General features: G+C 56.6%; 22 protein-coding genes, 1 tRNA gene and 1 pseudogene. 17 read left to right on the forward strand and 7 right to left on the reverse strand.

Translation table 11 applies throughout. The annotated features are described in order from the left end of the window. Window positions 1-12: 12 nt before the first annotated feature. Window positions 13-906 (reverse strand): helix-turn-helix domain-containing protein, encoded by an 894-nt coding sequence (locus tag ALFI_RS05940; RefSeq protein ID WP_014775153.1) that lies wholly within the window; start codon window positions 904-906, stop codon window positions 13-15. Window positions 907-1,141: 235 nt separating this feature from the next. Between ALFI_RS05940 and ALFI_RS05945 the strand changes: the two genes are divergently transcribed. The 5 genes and pseudogenes from ALFI_RS05945 to ALFI_RS05960 all read left to right on the forward strand — a co-directional run bounded on the left by ALFI_RS05945 (window position 1,142) and on the right by ALFI_RS05960 (window position 3,463). Then, window positions 1,142-2,164 (forward strand): alpha/beta hydrolase, encoded by a 1,023-nt coding sequence (locus ALFI_RS05945; RefSeq protein WP_014775154.1) that lies wholly within the window; start codon window positions 1,142-1,144, stop codon window positions 2,162-2,164. Window positions 2,165-2,176: 12 nt separating this feature from the next. Next, window positions 2,177-2,404 (forward strand): annotated as a pseudogene (locus tag ALFI_RS17850) (GH36 C-terminal domain-containing protein); the annotation flags it as partial. After that, window positions 2,381-2,653, forward strand: coding sequence for a GH36 C-terminal domain-containing protein (locus tag ALFI_RS17855; protein ID WP_229100472.1), 273 nt, complete (start codon window positions 2,381-2,383; stop codon window positions 2,651-2,653). The pseudogene ALFI_RS17850 and the gene ALFI_RS17855, both read left to right, overlap by 24 nt. 173 nt (window positions 2,654-2,826) lie before the next feature. Then, window positions 2,827-3,084 carry a hypothetical protein gene (locus ALFI_RS05955; protein WP_014775155.1) on the forward strand — a complete coding sequence of 86 codons (258 nt, stop codon included), beginning with the start codon at window positions 2,827-2,829 and terminating at the stop codon, window positions 3,082-3,084. Between the two features lie 73 nt (window positions 3,085-3,157). After that, window positions 3,158-3,463 (forward strand): hypothetical protein, encoded by a 306-nt coding sequence (locus tag ALFI_RS05960; protein ID WP_014775156.1) that lies wholly within the window; start codon window positions 3,158-3,160, stop codon window positions 3,461-3,463. Between the two features lie 132 nt (window positions 3,464-3,595). Here ALFI_RS05960 and ALFI_RS05965 read toward each other — a convergent pair whose 3' ends face one another. Continuing rightward, window positions 3,596-4,108 (reverse strand): hypothetical protein, encoded by a 513-nt coding sequence (locus ALFI_RS05965; RefSeq protein WP_014775157.1) that lies wholly within the window; start codon window positions 4,106-4,108, stop codon window positions 3,596-3,598. 819 nt (window positions 4,109-4,927) lie between these two features. Between ALFI_RS05965 and ALFI_RS05975 the strand changes: the two genes are divergently transcribed. Continuing rightward, the gene (locus tag ALFI_RS05975) at window positions 4,928-5,158 is read left to right on the forward strand and encodes a helix-turn-helix domain-containing protein (protein WP_014775159.1); all 231 of its coding nucleotides are present in this window, start codon (window positions 4,928-4,930) and stop codon (window positions 5,156-5,158) included. A 45-nt stretch (window positions 5,159-5,203) separates the two neighbouring features. After that, entirely contained in the window at window positions 5,204-5,404 is a 201-nt protein-coding gene (locus ALFI_RS16495; protein WP_244265017.1) for a helix-turn-helix domain-containing protein, read from the forward strand. 170 nt (window positions 5,405-5,574) lie between these two features. On the opposite strand, the gene ALFI_RS05980 is transcribed toward ALFI_RS16495, so the two are convergent. The 3 genes from ALFI_RS05980 to ALFI_RS05990 form a co-directional block, all read right to left on the reverse strand. Then, window positions 5,575-5,647 (reverse strand) — tRNA-Gly (locus tag ALFI_RS05980). A gap of 296 nt (window positions 5,648-5,943) precedes the next feature. After that, window positions 5,944-7,215, reverse strand: a complete 1,272-nt coding sequence (locus ALFI_RS05985) for an aminotransferase class I/II-fold pyridoxal phosphate-dependent enzyme (RefSeq protein WP_009597504.1) — start codon at window positions 7,213-7,215, stop codon at window positions 5,944-5,946. 168 nt (window positions 7,216-7,383) lie between these two features. After that, the gene (locus ALFI_RS05990) at window positions 7,384-8,541 is read right to left on the reverse strand and encodes a dicarboxylate/amino acid:cation symporter (RefSeq protein ID WP_014775161.1); all 1,158 of its coding nucleotides are present in this window, start codon (window positions 8,539-8,541) and stop codon (window positions 7,384-7,386) included. Window positions 8,542-8,896: 355 nt separating this feature from the next. On the opposite strand from ALFI_RS05990, the gene ALFI_RS16500 reads away from it, so the two are divergent. From ALFI_RS16500 to ALFI_RS06005, 5 genes are read left to right on the forward strand one after another with little or no spacing between them, the layout of a single operon-like run. Beyond that, a complete protein-coding gene (locus ALFI_RS16500) occupies window positions 8,897-9,517 on the forward strand; it encodes a hypothetical protein (protein WP_014775162.1) in 621 nt (206 codons plus the stop codon). A gap of 11 nt (window positions 9,518-9,528) precedes the next feature. Next, window positions 9,529-9,825 (forward strand): zinc ribbon domain-containing protein, encoded by a 297-nt coding sequence (locus tag ALFI_RS17775; RefSeq protein WP_081488088.1) that lies wholly within the window; start codon window positions 9,529-9,531, stop codon window positions 9,823-9,825. Between the two features lie 56 nt (window positions 9,826-9,881). After that, on the forward strand, window positions 9,882-10,655 hold the full coding sequence (locus tag ALFI_RS05995; protein ID WP_014775163.1) for a radical SAM protein: 774 nt from the start codon (window positions 9,882-9,884) through the stop codon (window positions 10,653-10,655). An 11-nt stretch (window positions 10,656-10,666) separates the two neighbouring features. Further along, window positions 10,667-11,506 (forward strand): immunoglobulin-like domain-containing protein, encoded by an 840-nt coding sequence (locus tag ALFI_RS06000; RefSeq protein WP_014775164.1) that lies wholly within the window; start codon window positions 10,667-10,669, stop codon window positions 11,504-11,506. Window positions 11,507-11,512: 6 nt separating this feature from the next. Further along, window positions 11,513-12,274, forward strand: coding sequence for a YaaA family protein (locus ALFI_RS06005; protein WP_014775165.1), 762 nt, complete (start codon window positions 11,513-11,515; stop codon window positions 12,272-12,274). 12 nt (window positions 12,275-12,286) lie between these two features. Here ALFI_RS06005 and dxs read toward each other — a convergent pair whose 3' ends face one another. Next, the gene (gene dxs / locus ALFI_RS06010) at window positions 12,287-14,185 is read right to left on the reverse strand and encodes a 1-deoxy-D-xylulose-5-phosphate synthase (RefSeq protein ID WP_009597526.1); all 1,899 of its coding nucleotides are present in this window, start codon (window positions 14,183-14,185) and stop codon (window positions 12,287-12,289) included. Window positions 14,186-14,408: 223 nt separating this feature from the next. On the opposite strand from dxs, the gene pyrH reads away from it, so the two are divergent. The 4 genes from pyrH (at window position 14,409) to ALFI_RS06030 (ending at window position 17,055) form a co-directional block, all read left to right on the forward strand. Further along, a complete protein-coding gene (gene pyrH / locus ALFI_RS06015; protein WP_009597522.1) occupies window positions 14,409-15,122 on the forward strand; it encodes a UMP kinase in 714 nt (237 codons plus the stop codon). A gap of 67 nt (window positions 15,123-15,189) precedes the next feature. Next, complete coding sequence (locus tag ALFI_RS06020) at window positions 15,190-15,756, forward strand: TlpA family protein disulfide reductase (RefSeq protein ID WP_009597530.1); 567 nt, start codon at window positions 15,190-15,192, stop codon at window positions 15,754-15,756. 2 nt (window positions 15,757-15,758) lie between these two features. Continuing rightward, on the forward strand, window positions 15,759-16,316 hold the full coding sequence (gene frr / locus ALFI_RS06025) for a ribosome recycling factor (protein WP_014775166.1): 558 nt from the start codon (window positions 15,759-15,761) through the stop codon (window positions 16,314-16,316). An 88-nt stretch (window positions 16,317-16,404) separates the two neighbouring features. Then, on the forward strand, window positions 16,405-17,055 hold the full coding sequence (locus tag ALFI_RS06030) for a DUF3575 domain-containing protein (RefSeq protein ID WP_014775167.1): 651 nt from the start codon (window positions 16,405-16,407) through the stop codon (window positions 17,053-17,055). 398 nt (window positions 17,056-17,453) lie between these two features. Here ALFI_RS06030 and pckA read toward each other — a convergent pair whose 3' ends face one another. Then, window positions 17,454-19,061, reverse strand: coding sequence for a phosphoenolpyruvate carboxykinase (ATP) (pckA, locus tag ALFI_RS06035; protein WP_014775168.1), 1,608 nt, complete (start codon window positions 19,059-19,061; stop codon window positions 17,454-17,456). 380 nt (window positions 19,062-19,441) lie between these two features. Here pckA and hemW point away from each other — a divergent pair, with 380 nt between their 5' ends. Then, window positions 19,442-20,554 (forward strand): radical SAM family heme chaperone HemW, encoded by a 1,113-nt coding sequence (gene hemW, locus ALFI_RS06045; protein WP_014775169.1) that lies wholly within the window; start codon window positions 19,442-19,444, stop codon window positions 20,552-20,554. Window positions 20,555-20,671: the final 117 nt, after the last annotated feature.

Raw genomic sequence — 20,671 nt, forward strand, 5'->3', positions numbered from 1 at the left:
GCATGCCGCCCCTTATCCCCGCGTCCGATACTGATTCGGCGTGCAGCCGGCATGCCGTCTGAAGAAGCGGACGAAATGCTGCGGATACTGGAATCCCAGTTCGCCGGCCACCTGCCCGATCGTCTTGTCCGGGTCGAGCAGGCTCTCTTTCGCCGCGTCGATCATCTTCAGTTGGATATACTCCTGCGCCGATTTTCCGGTCTCCTTTTTGACCAGATCGCCGAAATAGTTGGGCGAAAGGCATATCTTGTCGGCGAAATAGCGCACCGACGGCAGTCCCTCCCTCGCGGCGACGCCCTCCGAGAGGTAATCGTCCAGCAGTCGTTCGAAACGGGCCAGCGCATCGAGGTTCAGGTCTTCGCGCGTGACGAACTGGCGTTCGTAAAAACGCATGCAATAGTCCAGCAGCAGCTCGATATTGGTGGCGATAAGCCCCTTCGAATGCTTGTCGATGGCGTGCCGCAACTCCATTTCGATCTTTTTCAGACAGTCGAGCACGATCGTCCGCTCCTCTTCCGACAGGTGCAGGGCTTCGTTGGCTTCGTAAGAGAAAAAGGTGTATTTCCTGATTTTCCGTCCGAGCGACGTGCCGCGGATGAAGTCGGGATGAAACAGCAGTCCGACGGACTTCGTGGGAATCCCTTCGATATCGGTATAGCCGACGGTCTGTCCCGGAGCGATGCTGACCACGGTCTGGTCGTCGAAATCATACCCCGTCTTCCCGTAGTTGATTCGGCAGCCCCGCGTCTCCTTGAGGAAAACCGAATAGAATCCCATCGTCATCCGGTAGTTTCCCTGACTTTCGGCCGTGTCGAACCGGACCACGCCCACCAGCGGGTGGCGGGTCTCGAATCCGAAGAGTTTGTTGTAGCGGTCGATCGTATCGATCTTCAGAATTTCGTCCATACAGCTCGGTTTTTCCATACGCAAAGATAGCGCTTTTTCCCGTACGCGGTGCGGGCGTCGGTGCGAAACAGTAATCGGGGTAACTTTATCCGTAATCGGGGTAGCCGGCTGTCAGACAGCAGATTCGCTTCAGCTTCAAAAACCGTAATCCGGGTAATTTCATCCGTAATCCGGATACCGGCCCGAAGCGTTTCGGCAAGTAATTTTGCAACGTGGAAATCACCGATAAAAAAATATGAAACGGATTCTAATTTTAACGACAACACTTATTATGATGCACAACATCTCCTCCGCACAAACGGATGCGGACAATTTCTACCGAAGCGATGCGGTAACCGCAGAAAAGGTATCCTTCCCGAACCAGTACAAAATGAAGGTCGGCGCCAACCTCTTCCGGCCCAAGGAGATGAAACCGGGCGAAAAACGTCCCGCAATCATCGTCGGCCACCCGATGGGAGCCGTCAAGGAGCAGGCTGCGAACCTCTATGCGATCAAAATGGCCGAACGCGGATTCGTCACGCTCGCCATCGACCTGTCATTCTGGGGCGACAGCGAGGGAGAGCCGCGCAACACGGTCTCCCCGGAGATATACGCCGAGGATTTCAGCGCGGCGGCGGATTTCCTCGGAACGCGGGAGTTCGTCGAGCGCAGCGGCATCGGCGCAATCGGAATCTGCGGCAGCGGAAGTTTCGCCGTAAGCGCGGCGAAGATCGATCCCCGGCTGAAAGCCGTCGCCACGGTGAGCATGTACGACATGGGCGCAGCCAGCCGCAGCGGACTGAAAAACGCCCAGACACTTGAGCAGCGGAAGCGGATACTGGCCGAAGCGGCGGAACAGCGCTACGCGGAGTTTACGGGCGGGGAAACCGCATACACCGGCGGCACGGCAGACGAGCTGACGGAAAACTCCACCCCGGTCGAGCGGGAATTCTACGCCTTCTACCGCACGCCGCGCGGAGAGTTCACGCCCGAAGGGGCGACGCACCGGACGACCACGCACCCCACGCTCGCAAGCAACGTGAAGTTCATGAACTTCTACCCCTTCAACGACATCGAGACCATCTCGCCGCGTCCGCTGCTCTTCATCGTCGGGGAAAACGCCCATTCGCGCGAATTCAGCGAGGACGCCTTCAGACGGGCCGCCGAGCCGAAAGAGCTGTATGTCGTACCGGGCGCGGGGCACGTCGATCTCTACGACCGCACGGGGCTGATCCCGTTCGACAAGCTGGAAGAGTTCTTCGGAAACAGCCTGAAATAAGACGGAACGACCATGAAAAAACGGCTCGCATACAGTCCGGGAAGACTGGTTGCAATCCTGACCTTCGGCGTCTTCGGCATCATCAACACCGAAATGGGCGTCGTCGGGATTATCCCGCAGATCGCCGAAACTTTCGGGGTGACGGTTCCGCAGGCGGGGTGGACGGTGGGCGTCTTCGCGCTTATCGTCGCCGTCTCGGCCCCGGTGATGCCGCTGTTGTTTTCAGGCACCGACCGCCGGACCGGCTCCGTAGTCTTCGCCTACGACCTCAATCCGCGCTACGGGGAGCAGCTGCCCTCCGTACGGCTGACCGGACTGGCCCCCGATCTGCGCTACCGCATCCGCGAAATAAACCTCATGCCGGGGCAGAATCCGCGTATCGAGCACAACGACCGCGTCGTAAGCGGCGATTACCTGATGAAGGCAGGTTTGAAACTCTTCTCGACGGACCGCGCCCGCAGCGTCGTCGTCGAGCTGAAAGCCGAATGACGGGAAGCGGAAACGAAGAACCGAAAAACAGAGGAGACTCCGGATGCGAATGCACATCCGGAGTTTTCATTTGCCCCTCCCCAACAGATTAATGTCGTAACGGTTACCACGCAAGTTGGAGGTTTGCTTCAGGATTTTCACCTTTGCCGCCATAAAACCCTAACGAACCTGATATGACCATAAAAACCTGCAAATTCCGCATCGGCGACGTCTATTTGTTCCATACGACAGATCCCGGCTGCGACAGCCGAACGTCGCTATGGGGAATCGTCGGCAATCGGGACGCCGAGAACCGCATCTGTCTGGAAACCTCCTCGGCGAATCTGAGAAAGTATGATTATTGGACCGTTCTGCCCGCCGAATACCAATTTTGCAGGCTCTCCACGCGAGAGGAATTGAGGGACTTCTCTTTTAACCTGAACCGCAATTAATTGCGTAAATTTTAGTGAGCAATATCGCTCAAAAACTAAAATTTTTTATTTTATAAGTTACAATAATTCATATATGCGCCTGAGAGTCAAGGCGGTTCAGGAATTTGACCAAATGTATTATGAACCCGAATACAAGGCGAAATGCCACAAACGGGTTTGGAAACGGCTCGGACGTTACATCTTCGGCATTTCTTATCAGAGTTATCTGGATTATCTGAAGATGGACGTTTCGGACATTCCGCCCACGCCGTTCGAGGCCCGGCAAGCCCAACGCAAGCTGGTGGACAAACTGCTGGAGCGCGAACTTGAGCGGATGAAACACCCCGTCCGGCGGGAAAAACCGGAGGAGTGGAAAAAAGAACCTGTAGAACAGGGGTGACGCCAACTTTTTCAGCGGCGGGACGGGCTTTCGGGTCCGTCCCGTTTTTTCGGTCCGCAGCGTTTCAGCTTACCGGCCTCCCGGCCTCCTCCTCCCCGTCCTGCATTTCAGTCATCCTGTCCAATACCCCTGCTATGCGCTCCCCCCCAAGGACGCCATCACCCGCTCGTCGTAATAGGTGGACAAATCCACGTTCGGCAGCACGTCCGACATAGCCATCGCCATCAGTTTGGAACTTAATACCGTCAGGTAGATAAGCGGGATATACGGGGGCCTGCTTATCCCGTCGGTCCGCATCGTGATCCGCTGCTGCGGAGCCACCAGACGCCCCGGTTTCTGGCCTTTTTTCTCGATGTTCCACAGCACGTTCTCTTCGGCCTGCGTGACATAGAGATTGAACGTCGTGTCGTTGACATATTCCGCCCGGTCGACCCAAAAATCGACGCCGTAATCTTCGGCCGTGGGATCGGCGCAGATGCCGCAGTCGGGCATGTCGCACATAATGGCCCGCAGGATGATGTTTTTGTCGGCCAGCTCCGCCGACTGCATTCTATTCAACGCCGCAATGCAGATATTGACCTGCGTCGCGTAAAAGCGGTCGATGGCCCGCAGGGCTTGTTCGGAATCGGGATCGTGCTGGTTCATCGTGGAATTTTTGCGTTGTTCATCAATGCACGTGCCGTTTTACGGCCGGAACACCGGTTTGAAAAAAGGGGCGGCTCCGACCGAACAAGTGACGCAACTTCACTTTAGGAAGAATTCAATGCGGAGACCGCCCCGGCTACCAGATTTCAGGGACCGCTTCCGGCGCAATGCCTGCCGGCTGCATCCGGAATGCGGGATTGTATGTGTCGCTCAGAGAACCTTATGACGCCCGCCGCGATCGTGCGGCGTGAGGGCGTTCCCCCGCTCCCCGGCCCAAAAACGGACGTCCTGCCGCGCAGAACCTTGCGGCAGGAACGTCCGGCCCGTATTGTGCCAGAGCAGTAAAATATAATGGGGATTTTGGGCCTTCGGGTAATTCCGGAATCGGATGCGGCGGGACATTTTCTTCGGTTTTCGTTGGTGTGAATCCGCGTCCCGCAAGGGCATAAAAAAGGGGGCGCGGTGTCAGCCCCTAACGACAGGTCATAGGAAACCCGAATCAGAAAGCTGTCCTGCGCCCCAGCCACGCCCTGCCCAAATATGAGCAGGACATAACTGGGACTGACAACTATTATACCTGATTCAAACCCTCCCGAAAGAGGTTCCTATGTTTGTCGTTAGGTATAAAGAGTTGTTTACCCTTTATAGTTATGTCCGTCGGCTATGCCGAGCTATACGACTGCAAAGATAACATAATTTCCTTTGTTTAGAATTGGTCTGCTTTGTGTATTTACTCAGTTCGCTACAAATATATAACAATCTTTCGACAATGACAAATACATGAAATAAGAATATGTCATTATTCGGGTCCTTTGTTTTATGAAAAAACAAAGGCGTAACGACATATTGCTTGCCATTATCGGTGAAAAGCTGGTAAAGTTACGCGAAGCAAGAGGACTGTCTCAACAGAAAGTTTATATCCATACGGGAATAGATATGGATATGATTGAGCGTGGTGAATATAACCTTACATTGACCACTCTTTCAGATCTTTGTGATTATTACAACATTTCTATAAAAGAATTTTTCAAGGGAGTAGAAAATCCTTGACCCCCTAAATATGGTATGGATAGTCAGCGGCATAACGAAACATTAATGAAAGCAGTCGCAAAGAGATTTAGTGAACTGCGAAAAGCTAAGGGGTTGTCACAAATAGAAATTTATCGTGACATCGGGATACATATCGGTCGTATAGAGTCAGGTTATTCAAATATTACAATGGGAACTTTTTCCGATCTTTGTAAATATTATAATATTTCATTTGAAGAATTTTTCGATTCATTGGATGTTGAATGACCAAAAATCCCTATAAGATGATGCAGAGCCGTTTATAACTCCAATGCCCAGCTTGTTTTATTCTATTACCGTCGTTCAGTTTGCCGCGGCGAACACCTCGCCCGTCTTCCGTATTTTCCGAAAAAAAGAAAAGTGGTTGATAATCGACTGATTATCAACCACTTACCGAGAGCGGAAAACGGGACTCGGACCCGCGACCTCAACCTTGGCAAGGTTGCGCTCTACCAACTGAGCTATTTCCGCAATTATCGTTTTCGGACGGGCGGGACAACTGCATCCGCACCTCGGCTCCGGGCTTCGAAACCTGCGTTTCGGGACTGCAAATATAAACCGAAAAATTTATTCTGCAAAATTTTCCGGCGAATTTTGTCGCAAAATTACTCTTGCGCCGCCCGAAACGCAAAAAAAGAAACGCCGGTGCAGATGCGATCGCGCAGGCATGCCCGGCGCCAACGCCCCGCAGCGAACGGCAACAAAAATAAGGCTGCCGGAAATGGCAGCCTTATCTATATACGGATCGCCCTCAGAGCGAATCCCGATTAGCGGACCTTGAAGCCTTCGTCGGCGCGAACCGGAATCGGCATCTGGGCATAAATGCCGCCTTCGAGCTTGTCGCGCACCGACTTGAACGCCGCGATCGTATAGTTCACGTCGTCGAGCGTATGGGCTGCGGTGGGGATCACGCGCAGGATGATCTCGCCCTTCGGGATCACCGGATAGATTACGATCGAGCAGAAAATACCGTGGTTCTCGCGCAGATCGACGATCAGGTTCGTCGCTTCGGGGATACCGCCCTTCATAAAGACGGGGGTTACGGGCGAGTTGGTCACGCCGATCTCGAATCCGTTTTCCTTCAGGCCGTTCTGGAGCGCGCGGACGATCTCCCACAGCTTCTGCTGATATTCGGGATGGTTGCGGATCAGCTCCAGACGCTTCAGCGCGCCCATGACCATCGGCATCGGGAGCGACTTGGCGTAGAGCTGCGAACGCATGTTGTAACGCAGCAGGTTCACCAGCCAGCGGGGACCGCAGACGAATGCGCCGATACCGGCCATCGACTTGGCGAAAGTGTTGAACAGCACGTCCACGCCGTCGGTCACGCCGAAATGCGAAGCCGTACCGCGGCCGCCCTCGCCCATCGTACCGAAGCCGTGCGCGTCGTCCACCAGCAGACGGAACTGGAAATCCTTCTTCAGCGCCACGATCTCGTCGAGTTTGCCCAGATCGCCCTTCATGCCGAAGACACCTTCGGTAATCACGAGCACGCCGCCCTTCTGCTCCTCGGCGAGGTCCGTGGCATGCTGCAGCTGGAGACGCAGCGAATCCATGTCGTTGTGTCCGTACACGAAACGCTTGCCCTTGTGCAGACGCAGACCGTCGATAATGCAGGCATGCGCCTCGGCGTCGTAGACAACCACGTCGCGCGGCGTCAGCAGGCAGTCGATAATCGAGATCATGCCCTGATAACCGAAGTTGAGCAGGAAAGCGTCCTCCTTGCCGACGAACTCGGCCAGCTCGCGTTCGAGCTGTTCGTGATAAACGGTCTGACCGCTCATCATACGGGCGCCCATCGGGGCCGCCATACCGAATTTGGCTGCGCCTTCGGCGTCGGCCTTGCGCACCTCAGGATGGTTTGCCAGACCGAGGTAGTTGTTCAGACTCCAGTTGAGCATCTTTTTGCCCCGGAAAACCATGTGGGGACCGATCTCGCCCTCCAGTTTGGGGAACGCGAAATATCCGTGGGCGTACGACATGTACTGACCGATAGGTCCGCCTGCATTTTTTTCAAGGCGTGCAAAAATATCAACCATAATGTATATAATTTAATGTTAGTTTCCGTTCCGGACGCGCAAAAGTACAAAAAAACCTTTTTAGCCATCAAAATTAGCCGTTTTTTATTCGGCACGGGTACGCATTTATACTTATTTACACAGGTATAAAAAGAAAAAAGGCCGCTTTCGGCGGCCCCGGAACGGTTTTCAGCGCCGCCGGTCGATCGCATCGACGATCACCGCCACGGCGCCGTCGCCCGTGACGTTGGTCGCCGTGCCGAAACTGTCCATGGCGATATAGGTGGCGATCATCAGTCCGGCGAGCGTTTCGTCGAATCCCAGCATCGACTCCAGCAGTCCCAGCGCGGCCATGATCGCCCCGCCCGGCACCCCCGGAGCCGCGATCATCGTCACGGCCAGCAGCAGGATGAATCCCACGAACGTTCCGGCCGGCAGCTCCAGTCCGGCGATCATCGACACGGCCAGCGCGCAGGCGACGATCTTCATCATCGAACCGGAGAGGTGGATCGTCGCGCAGAGCGGCACGACGAACGACGCGATTTCGGGCCGCACGCCGAGTTTCAGGGTCTGCGCCAGCGTCACGGGGATCGTGGCGGCCGAAGACTGCGTTCCGAGCGCCGTGACGTAAGCCGCAAGCATCGTGCGGAGCATCCGTAGCGGATTTTTGCGCGCCGCGAGTCCGGCGACGGAGAACTGCACGAGCAGCAGCACGACGGTCATGCAGAAGATCACCGCGATCAGCTTCACGAAGACGCCCAGCACGCCCGCGACCTGCCCCGACCGGGTCATCGAGAGGAAAATGCCGAAGATATAGAACGGCAGCAACGGAATGATGACGCTGCCGATCACGCGTTCGATAATCCCCTTGAATTCGTCCATCACCCCCTTGAACTTCACGCTATGGGTATAGGCCATGCCCAGTCCGAGCACGAAGGCCAGCACCAGCGCCGACATGACGCCGAACAGCGGCGGCATCTGAACCGTGAAATAGGGCGTAAGCGCCGCGCCCGCATCGTCGGGCAGCACGGCCTGCGAGCCTTCGAGCAGCGCGGGAAAGACCGCCCGCCCCACCAAATAGGTTCCGAAGCCCGAAAAAAGCGTGAAGGCATAGGCCAGCGCCGCCGTGACGGCCAGCAGCCACCCGGCGTTCTTCCCCAGATCGGCGATGCCCGGCGCCACCAGACCGAGGATCAGCAGCGGAATGACGAACGAGAGGAACTGTCCGAAAATATCGTTGAACGTCAGCGCGATGCGCGTCGCCCATTCGGGAAAGAAAAAGCCGCATCCCACGCCCAGCCCGATGGCCAGTACGACGCGCGGCAGCAGTCCGAACCTGAATTTCATAGGAGAATGATTTTTGTAAAGATAGGAAAATTACTTAGCTTTTTCAATTCATATGCATCATTAACAAATAATTCGTATCTTTGTGTTGTCTTCATAGACAGACATATTTTGATGAAAGTGTTTTGCTTTTATTCTTGTTAGGAAATCTGGTAAATTTCATAGAGTCAAGAAAAACAATAACACTCATTCACTTGCAATCGTATGCGAAACAATATTCCATACTCGCAGGTGTGGAGTATTGTTTATTTGACTCAAGGTTTACCAGAACCTCCTAACAGATAGGCAATAGACTCCACACTTCTTTTTTTAACAAATGATCGTAAAGGAGTCAGCGGTCTCGCAAAAAAACAATCTTATGAATAAAATCCTCTTATTCCTTTTGGGTGGCTGTATAATTGGGAGTGCCATCACTATTTTTTCTGCACAAAACAAACAAAAAAAAATACCAACACAACAAAACGCAGAGTCAAAACAAAACACTCAACAAGAAGATAGAATATCTACAATTTCACCAAATATTCTTCTCGGATTTCATCTTGGAATGTCTAAATTAGAATATAATTCACTTATCAAACAATATAAGAACAGTGGCAAAATGTCGATATGGGATAACAACACATATTGCATGCATTGGTTTGAAACCCAGAACATAACCGTTCATGATAATTCAGTTGGCAATTTTACTAGCACACAATCGTTTTCCATAATCTTTGATATTCAACCCAAATTTGTCAATAATAAATTACATACTTTATCGATGTTAATCGAACCATTATATGATGATACAATATTAGTTCAAACATCAAATATTATTCTACTCAAAAATCATATATCTAAAATATTAGGTTCGCAACCACCCCTAAATTCATTTCACTGGACATTTTCAACATATACAGTCAATTTATCTCAAGAAAAAATCAAAAGCAAGTATTACGAAAAACATTATACATATTATCGACTAACTATAACAAAATAGATTTTTTAATTATGGCACTAATCAATTGTCCAGAATGTGGGAATAGCATTTCAGATCAGGCATCTCACTGCCCCAAATGCGGATATCAAATTAGTAATCACAGCTTCTTTCCCAAAACAGAAGGTTGCTTTTTACAATCAATGAATATGGGATGCCTAATATTAGTTATTATATTCCTTTTTAGCATAATCCTTTCGGAATATGACATACCAGAAGAAGACCTCCCAATAATAGGTATAATTACGATTATTGTATTTGGAATAATGATATGTTACAATTTTTTCAAAAAGAAAAAACAAAATCAATGATAATTTTTAAAAATGCCATAAATTTATAATTCCGAACGATTTTGTATTTTTGCATTATGACATCACTATTTCACGACATCATTTTCGGCCCGGTGCACTCACGGCGGCTGGGCCTTTCGCTGGGGGTGAACCTCCTGCCGACCGATTCGAAACTCTGCTCGTTCGACTGCATCTACTGCGAATGCGGCTGGAACGCCGAACACCCCGGCGGACGGCGATTCAACGCCCGCGAAGATGTCCGCACGCAGCTCGAAGCGACGCTGCGCCGCATGGTGGCGGACGGCACGCCGCCCGACGTCATCACCTTCGCCGGCAACGGCGAGCCGACCCTGCATCCCGAATTCGAAGCGGTGATCGGCGATACGATCGCCCTGCGCGACGCATTGTGCCCGTCGGCCAAAGTCTCGGTGCTCTCGAACGCCACCCAGCTCCACCGCGAAGAGGTGCGCCGCGCCCTGCTGCGGGTGGACAACAACATCCTCAAGCTCGACTCGGCGTTCGACGCTACGGCGCGTCTGATGAACAACCCCCAAAGCCCCGCCTACACCGTCCGCGGCGTCGTGGAGCAGATGAAGGGCTTCGACGGACGCCTGACCGTGCAGACCATGTTCCTGCGCGGCGAATGCGACGGACAGAAAACAGACAACACGACCGAAGAGGAGGTCTCGGCGTGGCTGCGGCTGATCGAAGAGATCCGGCCGCGGCAGGTCATGGTCTACTCGCTCGACCGCGACACCCCGTGCCGGACGCTCGAAAAGGTTCCGCGCGAGGAGCTGCAGGCCATCGCCGCCCGCGTCGAAGCGCTCGGCATCCCCTGTTCGGTAGCATAACCCGCCTGACGATGAGACTGCTCCTGTTATCGCTGTTGCTCGTTGCCGGTTGTACGGCGACCGCCCAGCGCCGTCCCACGGCGCGCGAACTGGGCGAACTGCAGGACAGCGTGTGGCGCCGTCTCGACATCCTGCGCACGACCGACCGGGGATTCGCCGCCTGCACACCGGAGCGCGAAGCATTCGACGGAATCGCGAACGCCGCCCGCACATCTGCGCCCAAGGAAATCGCAAGCGTCGCCGACGCCGTCCGGTCGTCCGGGACCGACGAAACCGAGGGGATCGTCCGCGTCCGTCTGCTCCGGGCCGACTCGGCGATGAAAGCCCGCTTCCGCCGTTACGTGCACGACAGCCCCCTGATCCGGCTCGAAGGGTTCGATCCCGACACGACGCCCTATCCGCCCGCCCCCGAAGGCACGCCGCCGCCCGACGGACTGAGCATGGACGCCGAATACGCCTTCTACCCTGCGGAGACCGACTGCGTACGGCTTACGATCCGCTACCGAGGCGATTCGACCGTCTATTTCGGGACGGACTACACCGTTTGCAGGTTCCAAAACGGCCGGTGGGAAACACTGCCGGGCGCCGACGCATGGAACTCCCTGCTGATCGGCATCGGCCGCCCGCAATTTCCCGTCCCCGGCGACGCCCGGCAGACGAAAGAGTACGCCTACGGCTTCACGGCCCGGCTCGCGCCGCGCGTCTATCCGTCCGTATACGCCCGTTACCGCATCTGCAAAAACGTTTACATGGAAAATCCGCACCGCAACTACCTGCTCACCGCCGATTTTACGGTGACGCCCTTCGTCCCGTTCACCCGCTTTCCGGAGCAGACGGGCGACAACAACTGACAAATCATGCAAATACTCCTCTCCTGCGCCAAAACGATGGCCGAAAGCACCTCCCTGCCGATACCCCGCACCACTTCGCCCCTTTACGGCGCGCAGGCCGGGGAGTTGGCCGGACAGCTGGCGACGCTCTCCACCGAAGAGCTGGCGAAAATCCTGCGCGTAAACCATCGGATCGCCGCGACGAACCGGCTCCGCTACAGCCGCTTCCACGACGATGCGGAGAGGGCGCTGCCGGCGCTGGCGGCCTACACGGGCATCGTGTTCAAACGGATCGCTCCGGCGGATTTCACGGCCGGGGATTTCGAATATGCGCAGGCGCACCTCAACATCACCTCGTTCCTTTACGGACTGCTCCGCCCGCTGGACGCGATCCGCACCTACCGGCTCGAAGGCGACGCCGTACTGCCCGGCCACGGCGAGCAGACGGTTTTCGAATATTGGCAGGACAAACTGACGGACGCCTTTCTGGAGAAGATCAAGGCCGACGACGGCATACTGGTCAATCTGGCCAGCAGTGAGATGAAGCGGCTGTTCGACTGGAAGCGCATCTGCCGCGAAGTGCGGGTCGTCACCCCCGAATTCCGCATCCGCGAAGACGACCGGCTGAAAACCGTCGTGGTCTATACGAAAATGTGCCGCGGCGAAATGACCCGTCATATCCTCAAAAACCGCATCGGCGATCCGCAGCAGCTGAAAGCGTTCGAGTGGGAGGGTTTCCGGCTGAATCCGACGCTCAGCAAAGCCGACGACTGGGTGTTTACGATGTAAGGAGTCCGGATATTATTCGGCGCAGACCGGCGCCTGTTTCGTTTCGAGCAGGGCTTTCAGAATACCCTCCTCGTCATAGCCGCAGAGGGCATAGAGCTGAGCCGGAGTTCCGTGTTCGACCCACTCGTCGCCGATGCCCAGCGAACGCACCGAAACGTCCAGCCCGCGTGCATTGAAAAATGCCGCGACGGCTTCGCCGACGCCTCCGCGCAGGGCGCCGTCCTCGACCGTCACCACGCGGCGGAACTTCGCACCCACTTCGAGGAGCAGTTCCTCGTCGAGAGGTTTGGCGAAGCGCAGGTCGTAATGGGCTGCGCTCACCCCTTCTTCGGCGGCGCGTGCGGCGGCGCGTGCGGCGGCGTTGCCGACCGTCCCGACGGTCACCAGCGCCACATCCGCTCCGTCGCGGAGCTTGCGTCCCCGGCCCACGGGCAGGGTTTCGAACCGCGCACCGCGCCACATCCGGCCTTCGCCGCAGCCGCGGGGATAGCGGATCATGAAGGGATGGCCGTACTGCAGTCCCGTATACATCATGCCGCGCAGTTCCAGCTCGTCCATCGGCGCGGCGATCGCCAGTGTCGGCACGCAGCCGAAGGCCGCCATGTCGAAGACTCCGTGATGCGTCACGCCGTCCTCGCCGACCAGACCGCCCCGGTCGAGACACATCACCACCGGAAGGTCCTGAATGGCGACGTCGTGGATCACATTGTCGTAAGCCCGCTGCATGAAGGTCGAATAGATATTGCAGAAGGGCACCATGCCCGCGGCGGCGAGTCCCGCCGAGAAAGTCACGGCATGCCCCTCGGCGATGCCCACGTCGAAACAGCGCGACGGCATGGCCTGCATCAGCAGATTCATCGAGCAGCCCGACGGCATGGCGGGCGTGACGCCCACGACGCGGCTGTCGCGTTCGGCAAGTTCGACGAGCGTCTCGCCGAACACGTCCTGATAGCGCGACGCCGAACCCGGCGACGAAATCCGCTCGCCCGTATCGGGATTGAACCGCCCCGGCGCATGCCAGACGGGCTGGTTGTGCTCGGCGGGCAGGTAGCCCTTGCCCTTTACGGTCATGACGTGCAGCAGTTTGGGTCCTTCGATATCGCGCAGCGCGCGAAGCGTCCGCACCAATTCCTTGAGGTTGTGGCCGTCCACGGGTCCGAAATAGCGGAAATTGAGACTTTCGAACAGATTGCTCTTGTTGAGCAGCCCCTGCTTGACGGCGTTGCCCGCCTTCTGGCAGAGACGCAGCAGGCGCGGCGTATGCGAAAGGATGCCCCACAACCGTTGCTTGAAGCGGTTGTAGTGGACCGAAGTCGAAATCTTGAGCAGGTAGTTTTTCAGCGCGCCCGTGGCCTGATCGATCGCCATGTTGTTGTCGTTCAGAATCACCAGCAGGTTGGTGCGCTTGCTGGCCCCGGCGTTGTTCAGCCCTTCGAAGGCCAGCCCGCCGGTCATCGAACCGTCGCCGATGACCGCCACGACCCGATACTTCTCGCCCCGCAGTTCGGCCGCCTTGGCCATGCCGAAGGCCGCCGAGATCGACACCGAGGCGTGTCCCCCGCCGAAAGCGTCGTATTCGCTCTCGGACATGCGCGGGAAGCCGCTGATGCCCCCCAGCCGGCGCTTGGTTTTGAACGCTTCGCGGCGGCCCGTGATGATCTTGTGGGCATAGGTCTGGTGCCCCACGTCCCACACGATCTTATCGGCGGGCGTGTCGAAGACATAATGCAGGGCGGCGGCCAGCTCCACAGCCCCCAGACTCGACGCGAGGTGTCCGGGATTTACCGAACATTCGTCGACGATATAGCGTCGCAACTCGTCGCAGTAAGCGCGCAACTCCTCCGCGGAGAGCCTTTTGAGGTCCTCCGGCGAATCGATATGTAGAAGCAGTCTGTATTCTTCCGGCGTCATGGCGAGACAAAGATAATGCAAGCAGGGCACAAAAGCAAGCCCGTCCGCCTTTTGGCCGGACGCAGCCTTTCCGGAACGGCGTCGAAAAGCGTGCGCACCGGACACCGCGCCGAATTTGTTCGGACACGGTCCGGAGGGCGTCTATTTTCTGTAAAGATAGTCATTGATGCCGGTTTTTTTCGAAAAAATTTCTATCTTCGCGTTACGGTAAATCCATTGCAACATGAAATACAAGAGAATACTCCTCAAACTGAGCGGCGAATCGCTGCAAGGTTCGCAGAAATACGGACTCTCGCCCGAAGTGCTCCAGTCCTACGCCGAACAGATCAAGGCGGCCGCCGGAACGGGCGTCCAGATCGGCATCGTCATCGGCGGCGGCAACATCTTCCGCGGACTCACCGGCGCCAAGAAGGGCTTCGACCGCGTGAAGGGCGACCAGATGGGCATGCTGGCCACGATCATCAACTCGCTGGCGCTGCAGTCGGCACTGGAGGACAACGGCGTGAAGGCCAAGGTACTGACTTCGATCCGCATGGAACCCATCGGCGAATACTACTCCAAGGCCCGTGCCATCGAGTACCTCGAAGCGGGCTATGTGGTGATTATCGGCGGCGGCACGTCGAATCCCTATTTCACGACCGACTCGGCGTCGGCGCTGCGCGGCATCGAGATCGAAGCCGACGTGATGCTCAAAGGCACCCGCGTGGACGGCGTTTACACGGCCGACCCCGAAAAGGACCCGACGGCCGTGAAGTTCGACCGGATCACGTTCGAGGAGGTGCTCGACCGCAGGCTGAAAGTCATGGACCTCACGGCGTTCACCCTTTGCCGCGAGAACGGACTCGGCATCATCGTCTTCGACATGGACACGCCGGGCAATCTGGGCAAAGTACTTGCAGGCGAACAGATCGGAACGCTCGTAACCGGGCTTTCATAGGAGCTTCCGGCCGGCACTCCGGACTCCGTGCGACAAAGTGCCCGACAAACCAAAACAACGAAAAAACATGGCGACAAAAAAGAGTAACAGACAATTATGGATCATGCTGGCGCTGATCGTCGCGATCGTCGCCGTCATCCTGCTGCTGCCTTCATGCGGCGGCAACAGCAGCAAAAAGGCAGGCGACGTCGAATCGACGACGCTCGTGAAGGCCGGCGACAAAGCCCCCGACTTCACGGTCGAGATGTTCGGCGGCGGCAAAACCGACCTCGCCGAACTGAAAGGCAAGGTCGTCCTGCTGAACTTCTGGGCCACGTGGTGTCCGCCCTGCCGGCAGGAGCTGGCGCGCGTGCAGAGCGACGTGATCGACCGTTTCGCAGGCCGCGATTTCGTATTCCTGCCCATCTCGCGCGGCGAAACGCACCAGACCGTGGCGGCGTTCCGCGAAAAGACCGGCTACTCCTTCCCGATGGGTCTCGACCCCTCGCAGACCGTCTACGACCGTTATGCGTCGAACTACATTCCGCGTAATTTCGTCATCGACCGCAACGGCAAGGTCGTGCTGGCGTCGGTAGGGTACGACCCCGAAGAGTTCGACGAAATGATCAAAACCATCGAAAAAACACTCGAATAACTATGGATACCAAAACGATTCTCAACGAAGCCTCCGGCCGTATGCAGAAGGCTATCGACCACCTCGAAGAGGAACTTCTGAACGTGCGCGCGGGCAAAGCCTCGCCCAACGCCCTGAACGGCATCATGGTAGATTACTTCGGCTCGCAGGTGCCCGTATCGGGCGCGGCCAGCGTCACGGTTCCCGACGCCAAGACGATCCTGATCCAGCCGTGGGACAAGAACATGCTCCGCCCGCTGGAAAAAGCCATCATCGACTCGAACATCGGCCTGACCCCCTCGAACAACGGCGAGCAGATACGCCTGACGATTCCGCCCCTGACCGAAGAGCGCCGCAAGGAGCTGGTGAAGCAGATCCGCGGCGAAGCCGAAACGGCCCGCATCAGCCTGCGCAACGCCCGCCGCGACGCCGTCGAGGCATTCAAGAAGGCCCAGAAGGAGGGCATGCCCGAAGACGAATCGAAGGACGGCGAAACCCAGTCGCAGAAGCTGTTGGAAAAATTCTCTAAGCTGCTCGACGAAGCGCTCCTGAAGAAAGAGAAGGAGATCATGACCGTCTGAAACGGTTTCATCCGCATGAAAATCCGGCCCGATTCGTATATTGGCCGGATTTTTTCATATATTTGCCCCTCCTAAACATTCCGTCCCGATGAAAAAGCCATTCCGCAAGATTTCGGTCCTGATCGTATTGTTTTCGCTGTTCGGCATACAGAACGCAGCATCGCAGGGCTACGTCAAACTCAACGCGCTCTATGCGCTGGTCGGCGTCGTAAACCCCTCTGTGGAATTCGCCATATCCCCCAAATCGACCCTGCAGACCGACATCGTGGTCTCGCCGTGGAAGTCGATCAACCAAAAGCATATGACCTTCGCCATCTTCATGGGCGAATACCGCCGCTACTTCAAGGAGCACAACCGGGGCTGGTATCTGGGCGCCAATATCGGCATGATGGCTTTCGACATGTCTAAACCCTATATCGAAGGCTGGAAGCTGAAATTCGAAGACCGCTACTGCAAAGGCTACGGCATGATGATCGGCCTGTGCGTGGGTTACGAACACCAGTTCGGGGAGCGGTGGCTGCTCGACGCCTTCTTCGGATGGGCATGGATGGACAGCCACTACAACGGATACAGTTTCGACGGCAAGGTAGACATGTATCCCCACCGTCCGGTGCAGCCGGAGAACCCCGATCCGTTCAACGGCTCGTCGGAGTGGTATCCCAACAAGCTCGGCGTCTCGATCGGCTACCGGATTTTCATGCCCAAGCGCCTGCGCACCGACAGCTCCTGCTGCAGATAGACGGCACGGATTGCGGGAGACGGCCGCAAACGACGGACAACCATAAACGCCCTGCTCCTCAAAGAGCAGGACGTTTCGTCTTGCCGGATGTGTCCGAACAGGTTACGGGCCGGCAAAACAGCCCTGCGACACTCCGAAAGAAAACGCCGGTTTCGAAACGTCCGACTCCGCAGGTTCTGCCCGTTCTTCCGCTAATTCGACCGACTCCGCAAGTTCCACTGCCTCTGCGAGGAGGGGCTGCGGAATCTGCGGAGCTGCCGGTTTTGCCGACTCTGTCCGTTCCGCCGCACGGCATGATCCGGACGGCGCACTACATGCGCAAAAAAAACGGAAGCGGGGTGAAAATACCCCGCTTCCGCGTTCTGACGATGCGCGGCCTGCGCCGCAGTCATCGGGAATTACTTAACCTTCGGGCCGGCAGCTACGAGCTTCTTGCCTTCCTCGTTGCCCGTGAACTTCACGAAGTTCTTTACGAAGCGGTTTGCGAGGTCCTCGGCCTTCACGTCCCAATCCTTGGCGTTCTTGTAGGTGTCGCGCGGATCGAGGATCTTGGGATCCACGCCGGGCAGAGCCGTCGGGATCTTGAAGTCGAAGATGGGCAGCGTCTTGGTCTCGGCCTTGTCGATCGAACCGTCGAGGATGGCGTCGATGATACCGCGCGTATCCTTGATCGAGATACGTTTGCCGGTGCCGTTCCAACCCGTGTTCACGAGGTAAGCCTTGGCGCCCGACTTCTGCATCTTCTTCACCAGCTCCTCACCGTACTTGGTGGGGTGCAGCGAAAGGAACGCTGCGCCGAAGCAGGCCGAGAAGGTCGGAGTCGGCTCGGTGATGCCGCGCTCGGTACCTGCCAGCTTGGCGGTGAATCCGGAGAGGAAGTAGTACTTGGTCTGCTCGGCGTTCAGGATCGAAACCGGGGGCAGCACGCCGAATGCGTCGGCCGAGAGGAAGATCACCTTCTTGGCGGCCGGAGCCTTCGATACGGGCTTCACGATGTTTTCGATGTGGAAGATCGGGTACGATACGCGGGTATTCTCCGTAACCGACTTGTCGGAGAAGTCGATCTTGCCCTTCTTGTCTACCGTCACGTTCTCCAGCAGCGCGTTGCGGCGGATGGCGTTCCAGATGTCGGGCTCGTTCTCCTGCGAGAGGTTGATAACCTTGGCGTAGCAGCCGCCCTCGAAGTTGAATACGCCGTCGTCGTCCCAGCCGTGCTCGTCGTCGCCGATCAGCTCGCGCTTCGGGTCGGTCGAAAGCGTGGTCTTGCCGGTTCCCGACAGACCGAAGAAGATAGCCGTCTCGCCTTTGGCGTTGGTGTTGGCCGAGCAGTGCATCGAAGCCATGCCCTTGAGCGGAAGCAGGTAGTTCATGTAGGAGAACATGCCCTTCTTCATCTCGCCGCCGTACCACGTGTTGATGATGACCTGCATCTTCTCGGTGAGGTTGAAGACGACGGCCGTCTCCGAGTTCAGACCGAGTTTCTTGTAGTTCTTGACCTTGGCCTTCGATGCGTTGAGCACGACGAAATCGGGCTCGCCGTAATTCTCCAGTTCGGCGTCGGTCGGACGGATGAACATGTTCTTAACGAAGTGCGCCTGCCAAGCCACCTCCATGATGAAGCGGATCTTCAGACGCGAGTTCTCGTTGGCGCCGCAGAAAGTATCGACGACGTAAAGCTTCTTGCCCGACAGCTCCTGCGAAGCGATCTTCTTCAGCTCTTTCCAAGCCGCCTTGGTTACGGGCTTGTTGTCGTTCTTATACTCGTCGGAAGTCCACCAGATCGTATCTTTCGTGGTCTCGTCCATTACGAAGAACTTGTCTTTGGGCGAACGGCCGGTGTAAACGCCGGTCATCACGTTCACGGCGCCCATTTCGGTCTCCTGACCCTTTTCGAAGCCGCGGAGGCCCTTCTTGGTCTCCTCGCGGAAGAGTTCGTCGTACGACGGATTGTACACGATCTCGGTCACACCCGTGATCCCGTACTTTTTCAAATCCATTTTGTTCATAGCAATCGTTATTTTTAATAAAACATCAAATCCAAGATTTAACCTAACCGTCGAAATCCGCGCATGCGGACTTTAACCGCACAAAGGTAGAAAAACTTTTACACTTGTGAAAAAATTAACAGTGAAAAACACAAAAAAAGAACATTATTTTTTCCGGCACCCGTATATGATTCATTTATAACTTCGTATCTCCTCCGCCCGAAGCCGCGCACAGCTCAGGAACTGCGGACATACCGCAAACATGCTGCCGCGATTTCCGGTTGTGCCGGACGAATCCGGCAGCCTCCGAAAAACGCGGAGCGCACCGGCTTTCGGCCTGTTTCGGAAAAATCGGAAAATAATGTGCCGCCGTCTCCGTTTTTTTCTTAACTTTGGTAACCATGGCCGGACTCTATTTCCACATACCCTTCTGCAAGCGCGTCTGCGCCTACTGCGACTTTTACAAAAGCGCCGACCTGCGGCGCATGGACGACCTGCTGGCGGCCATGCACCGCGAACTGGACGACCGGCGCGGCTATCCGGGCGGCGAAGCGGTGACGACCCGCTATTTCGGCGGCGGAACGCCGTCGCTCTGCACGCCCGAAGCGATCAGGGGACTGCTGGACCACGCCGCACGACTCTTCGACTGCTCCGGCGCCGAAGAGACGACGCTCGAAGCCAATCCCGACGACCTGACGGCCGAGTACCTCGACGGGCTGCTCGAAGCGGGCATCGACCGCCTTTCGATCGGCGTACAGTCGTTCGACGACGACTGCCTGAAGCTGATGAACCGCCGCCACACGGCCGCGCAGGCGGCCGAAGCGGTCCGCGCTGCGCAGCGCGCCGGATTCGGCAACATCACCCTCGATCTGATCTTCGGCGTGCCGGGTTTCGGCGGCGATACGCTGCGCCGCTCGCTCGATACGGCCCTTTCGCTCGGCGTACAGCATATTTCGGCATACCATTTGACCGTCGAACCCGATACGGCTTTCGGACGGCGCGCCGCGCGGGGCGAATTCCGGGCCGTGGACGAGCAGATCAGCGAAACGGAGTTCCTCACGGTCCACCACACGCTGACCGGAGCGGGATTCGAACACTACGAAGTCTCGAATTTCGCCCTTCCGGGCTTCCGCGCCCGCCACAACGCGGCGTACTGGCACGGCGCGAAGTACCTCGGCATCGGTCCTGCGGCGCACTCGTTCGACGGCGAGGAGCGGCACTGGAACGTAGGTTCGGTGGAGCGGTACATCGCGGGCGATCCGGCGGAACGCGAACTCCTCACGAACAGGGACCGTTTCAACGAGTACGTCATGACGGCGCTCCGAACCGCCGAAGGAATCGACACGCGGGAGGTCGCGGCCCGTTTCGGCACGAAACGGCTGGAGCGGATGCGCGAAGAGGCGGCCCCCTATCTGCAAAGCGGCGCGCTCCGCGACGCAGGCGGACGGCTGGCGGTTCCCCCGGAGCGGTTTCTGATCTCGGACGCCGTGATCGAGGCCCTTTTCGAAACATAACGACGCGCGCAACCAAGTGAAACTGAAATGTTAAGTTATTCTTAAATTTTTTTACTAACTACCCTTTCGAGATTGTTAATATAAATATAAGTATTACCTTTGCACCGGTTTTCAACC

The organism is Alistipes finegoldii DSM 17242 (genome assembly GCF_000265365.1).
GTDB lineage: Bacteria > Bacteroidota > Bacteroidia > Bacteroidales > Rikenellaceae > Alistipes > Alistipes finegoldii.

Bases quoted from the DNA above. Each gene is read 5' to 3' on its own strand.
- ALFI_RS05940 (WP_014775153.1), bottom strand. From the start codon at position 906: ATGGACGAAATTCTGAAGATCGATACGATCGACCGCTACAACAAACTC.
- ALFI_RS06005 (WP_014775165.1), top strand. From the start codon at position 11,513: ATGCAAATACTCCTCTCCTGCGCCAAAACGATGGCCGAAAGCACCTCC.
- ALFI_RS06020 (WP_009597530.1), top strand. From the start codon at position 15,190: ATGGCGACAAAAAAGAGTAACAGACAATTATGGATCATGCTGGCGCTG.
- hemW (WP_014775169.1), top strand. From the start codon at position 19,442: ATGGCCGGACTCTATTTCCACATACCCTTCTGCAAGCGCGTCTGCGCC.
- pckA (WP_014775168.1), bottom strand. From the start codon at position 19,061: ATGAACAAAATGGATTTGAAAAAGTACGGGATCACGGGTGTGACCGAG.
- pyrH (WP_009597522.1), top strand. From the start codon at position 14,409: ATGAAATACAAGAGAATACTCCTCAAACTGAGCGGCGAATCGCTGCAA.
- ALFI_RS16495 (WP_244265017.1), top strand. From the start codon at position 5,204: ATGAAAGCAGTCGCAAAGAGATTTAGTGAACTGCGAAAAGCTAAGGGG.
- ALFI_RS17775 (WP_081488088.1), top strand. From the start codon at position 9,529: ATGGCACTAATCAATTGTCCAGAATGTGGGAATAGCATTTCAGATCAG.
- ALFI_RS16500 (WP_014775162.1), top strand. From the start codon at position 8,897: ATGAATAAAATCCTCTTATTCCTTTTGGGTGGCTGTATAATTGGGAGT.
- frr (WP_014775166.1), top strand. From the start codon at position 15,759: ATGGATACCAAAACGATTCTCAACGAAGCCTCCGGCCGTATGCAGAAG.
- ALFI_RS05995 (WP_014775163.1), top strand. From the start codon at position 9,882: ATGACATCACTATTTCACGACATCATTTTCGGCCCGGTGCACTCACGG.
- ALFI_RS05975 (WP_014775159.1), top strand. From the start codon at position 4,928: ATGAAAAAACAAAGGCGTAACGACATATTGCTTGCCATTATCGGTGAA.
- ALFI_RS06000 (WP_014775164.1), top strand. From the start codon at position 10,667: ATGAGACTGCTCCTGTTATCGCTGTTGCTCGTTGCCGGTTGTACGGCG.
- ALFI_RS05960 (WP_014775156.1), top strand. From the start codon at position 3,158: ATGCGCCTGAGAGTCAAGGCGGTTCAGGAATTTGACCAAATGTATTAT.
- ALFI_RS05945 (WP_014775154.1), top strand. From the start codon at position 1,142: ATGAAACGGATTCTAATTTTAACGACAACACTTATTATGATGCACAAC.
- ALFI_RS05985 (WP_009597504.1), bottom strand. From the start codon at position 7,215: ATGGTTGATATTTTTGCACGCCTTGAAAAAAATGCAGGCGGACCTATC.
- ALFI_RS05965 (WP_014775157.1), bottom strand. From the start codon at position 4,108: ATGAACCAGCACGATCCCGATTCCGAACAAGCCCTGCGGGCCATCGAC.
- ALFI_RS05990 (WP_014775161.1), bottom strand. From the start codon at position 8,541: ATGAAATTCAGGTTCGGACTGCTGCCGCGCGTCGTACTGGCCATCGGG.
- ALFI_RS06030 (WP_014775167.1), top strand. From the start codon at position 16,405: ATGAAAAAGCCATTCCGCAAGATTTCGGTCCTGATCGTATTGTTTTCG.
- ALFI_RS05955 (WP_014775155.1), top strand. From the start codon at position 2,827: ATGACCATAAAAACCTGCAAATTCCGCATCGGCGACGTCTATTTGTTC.
- dxs (WP_009597526.1), bottom strand. From the start codon at position 14,185: ATGACGCCGGAAGAATACAGACTGCTTCTACATATCGATTCGCCGGAG.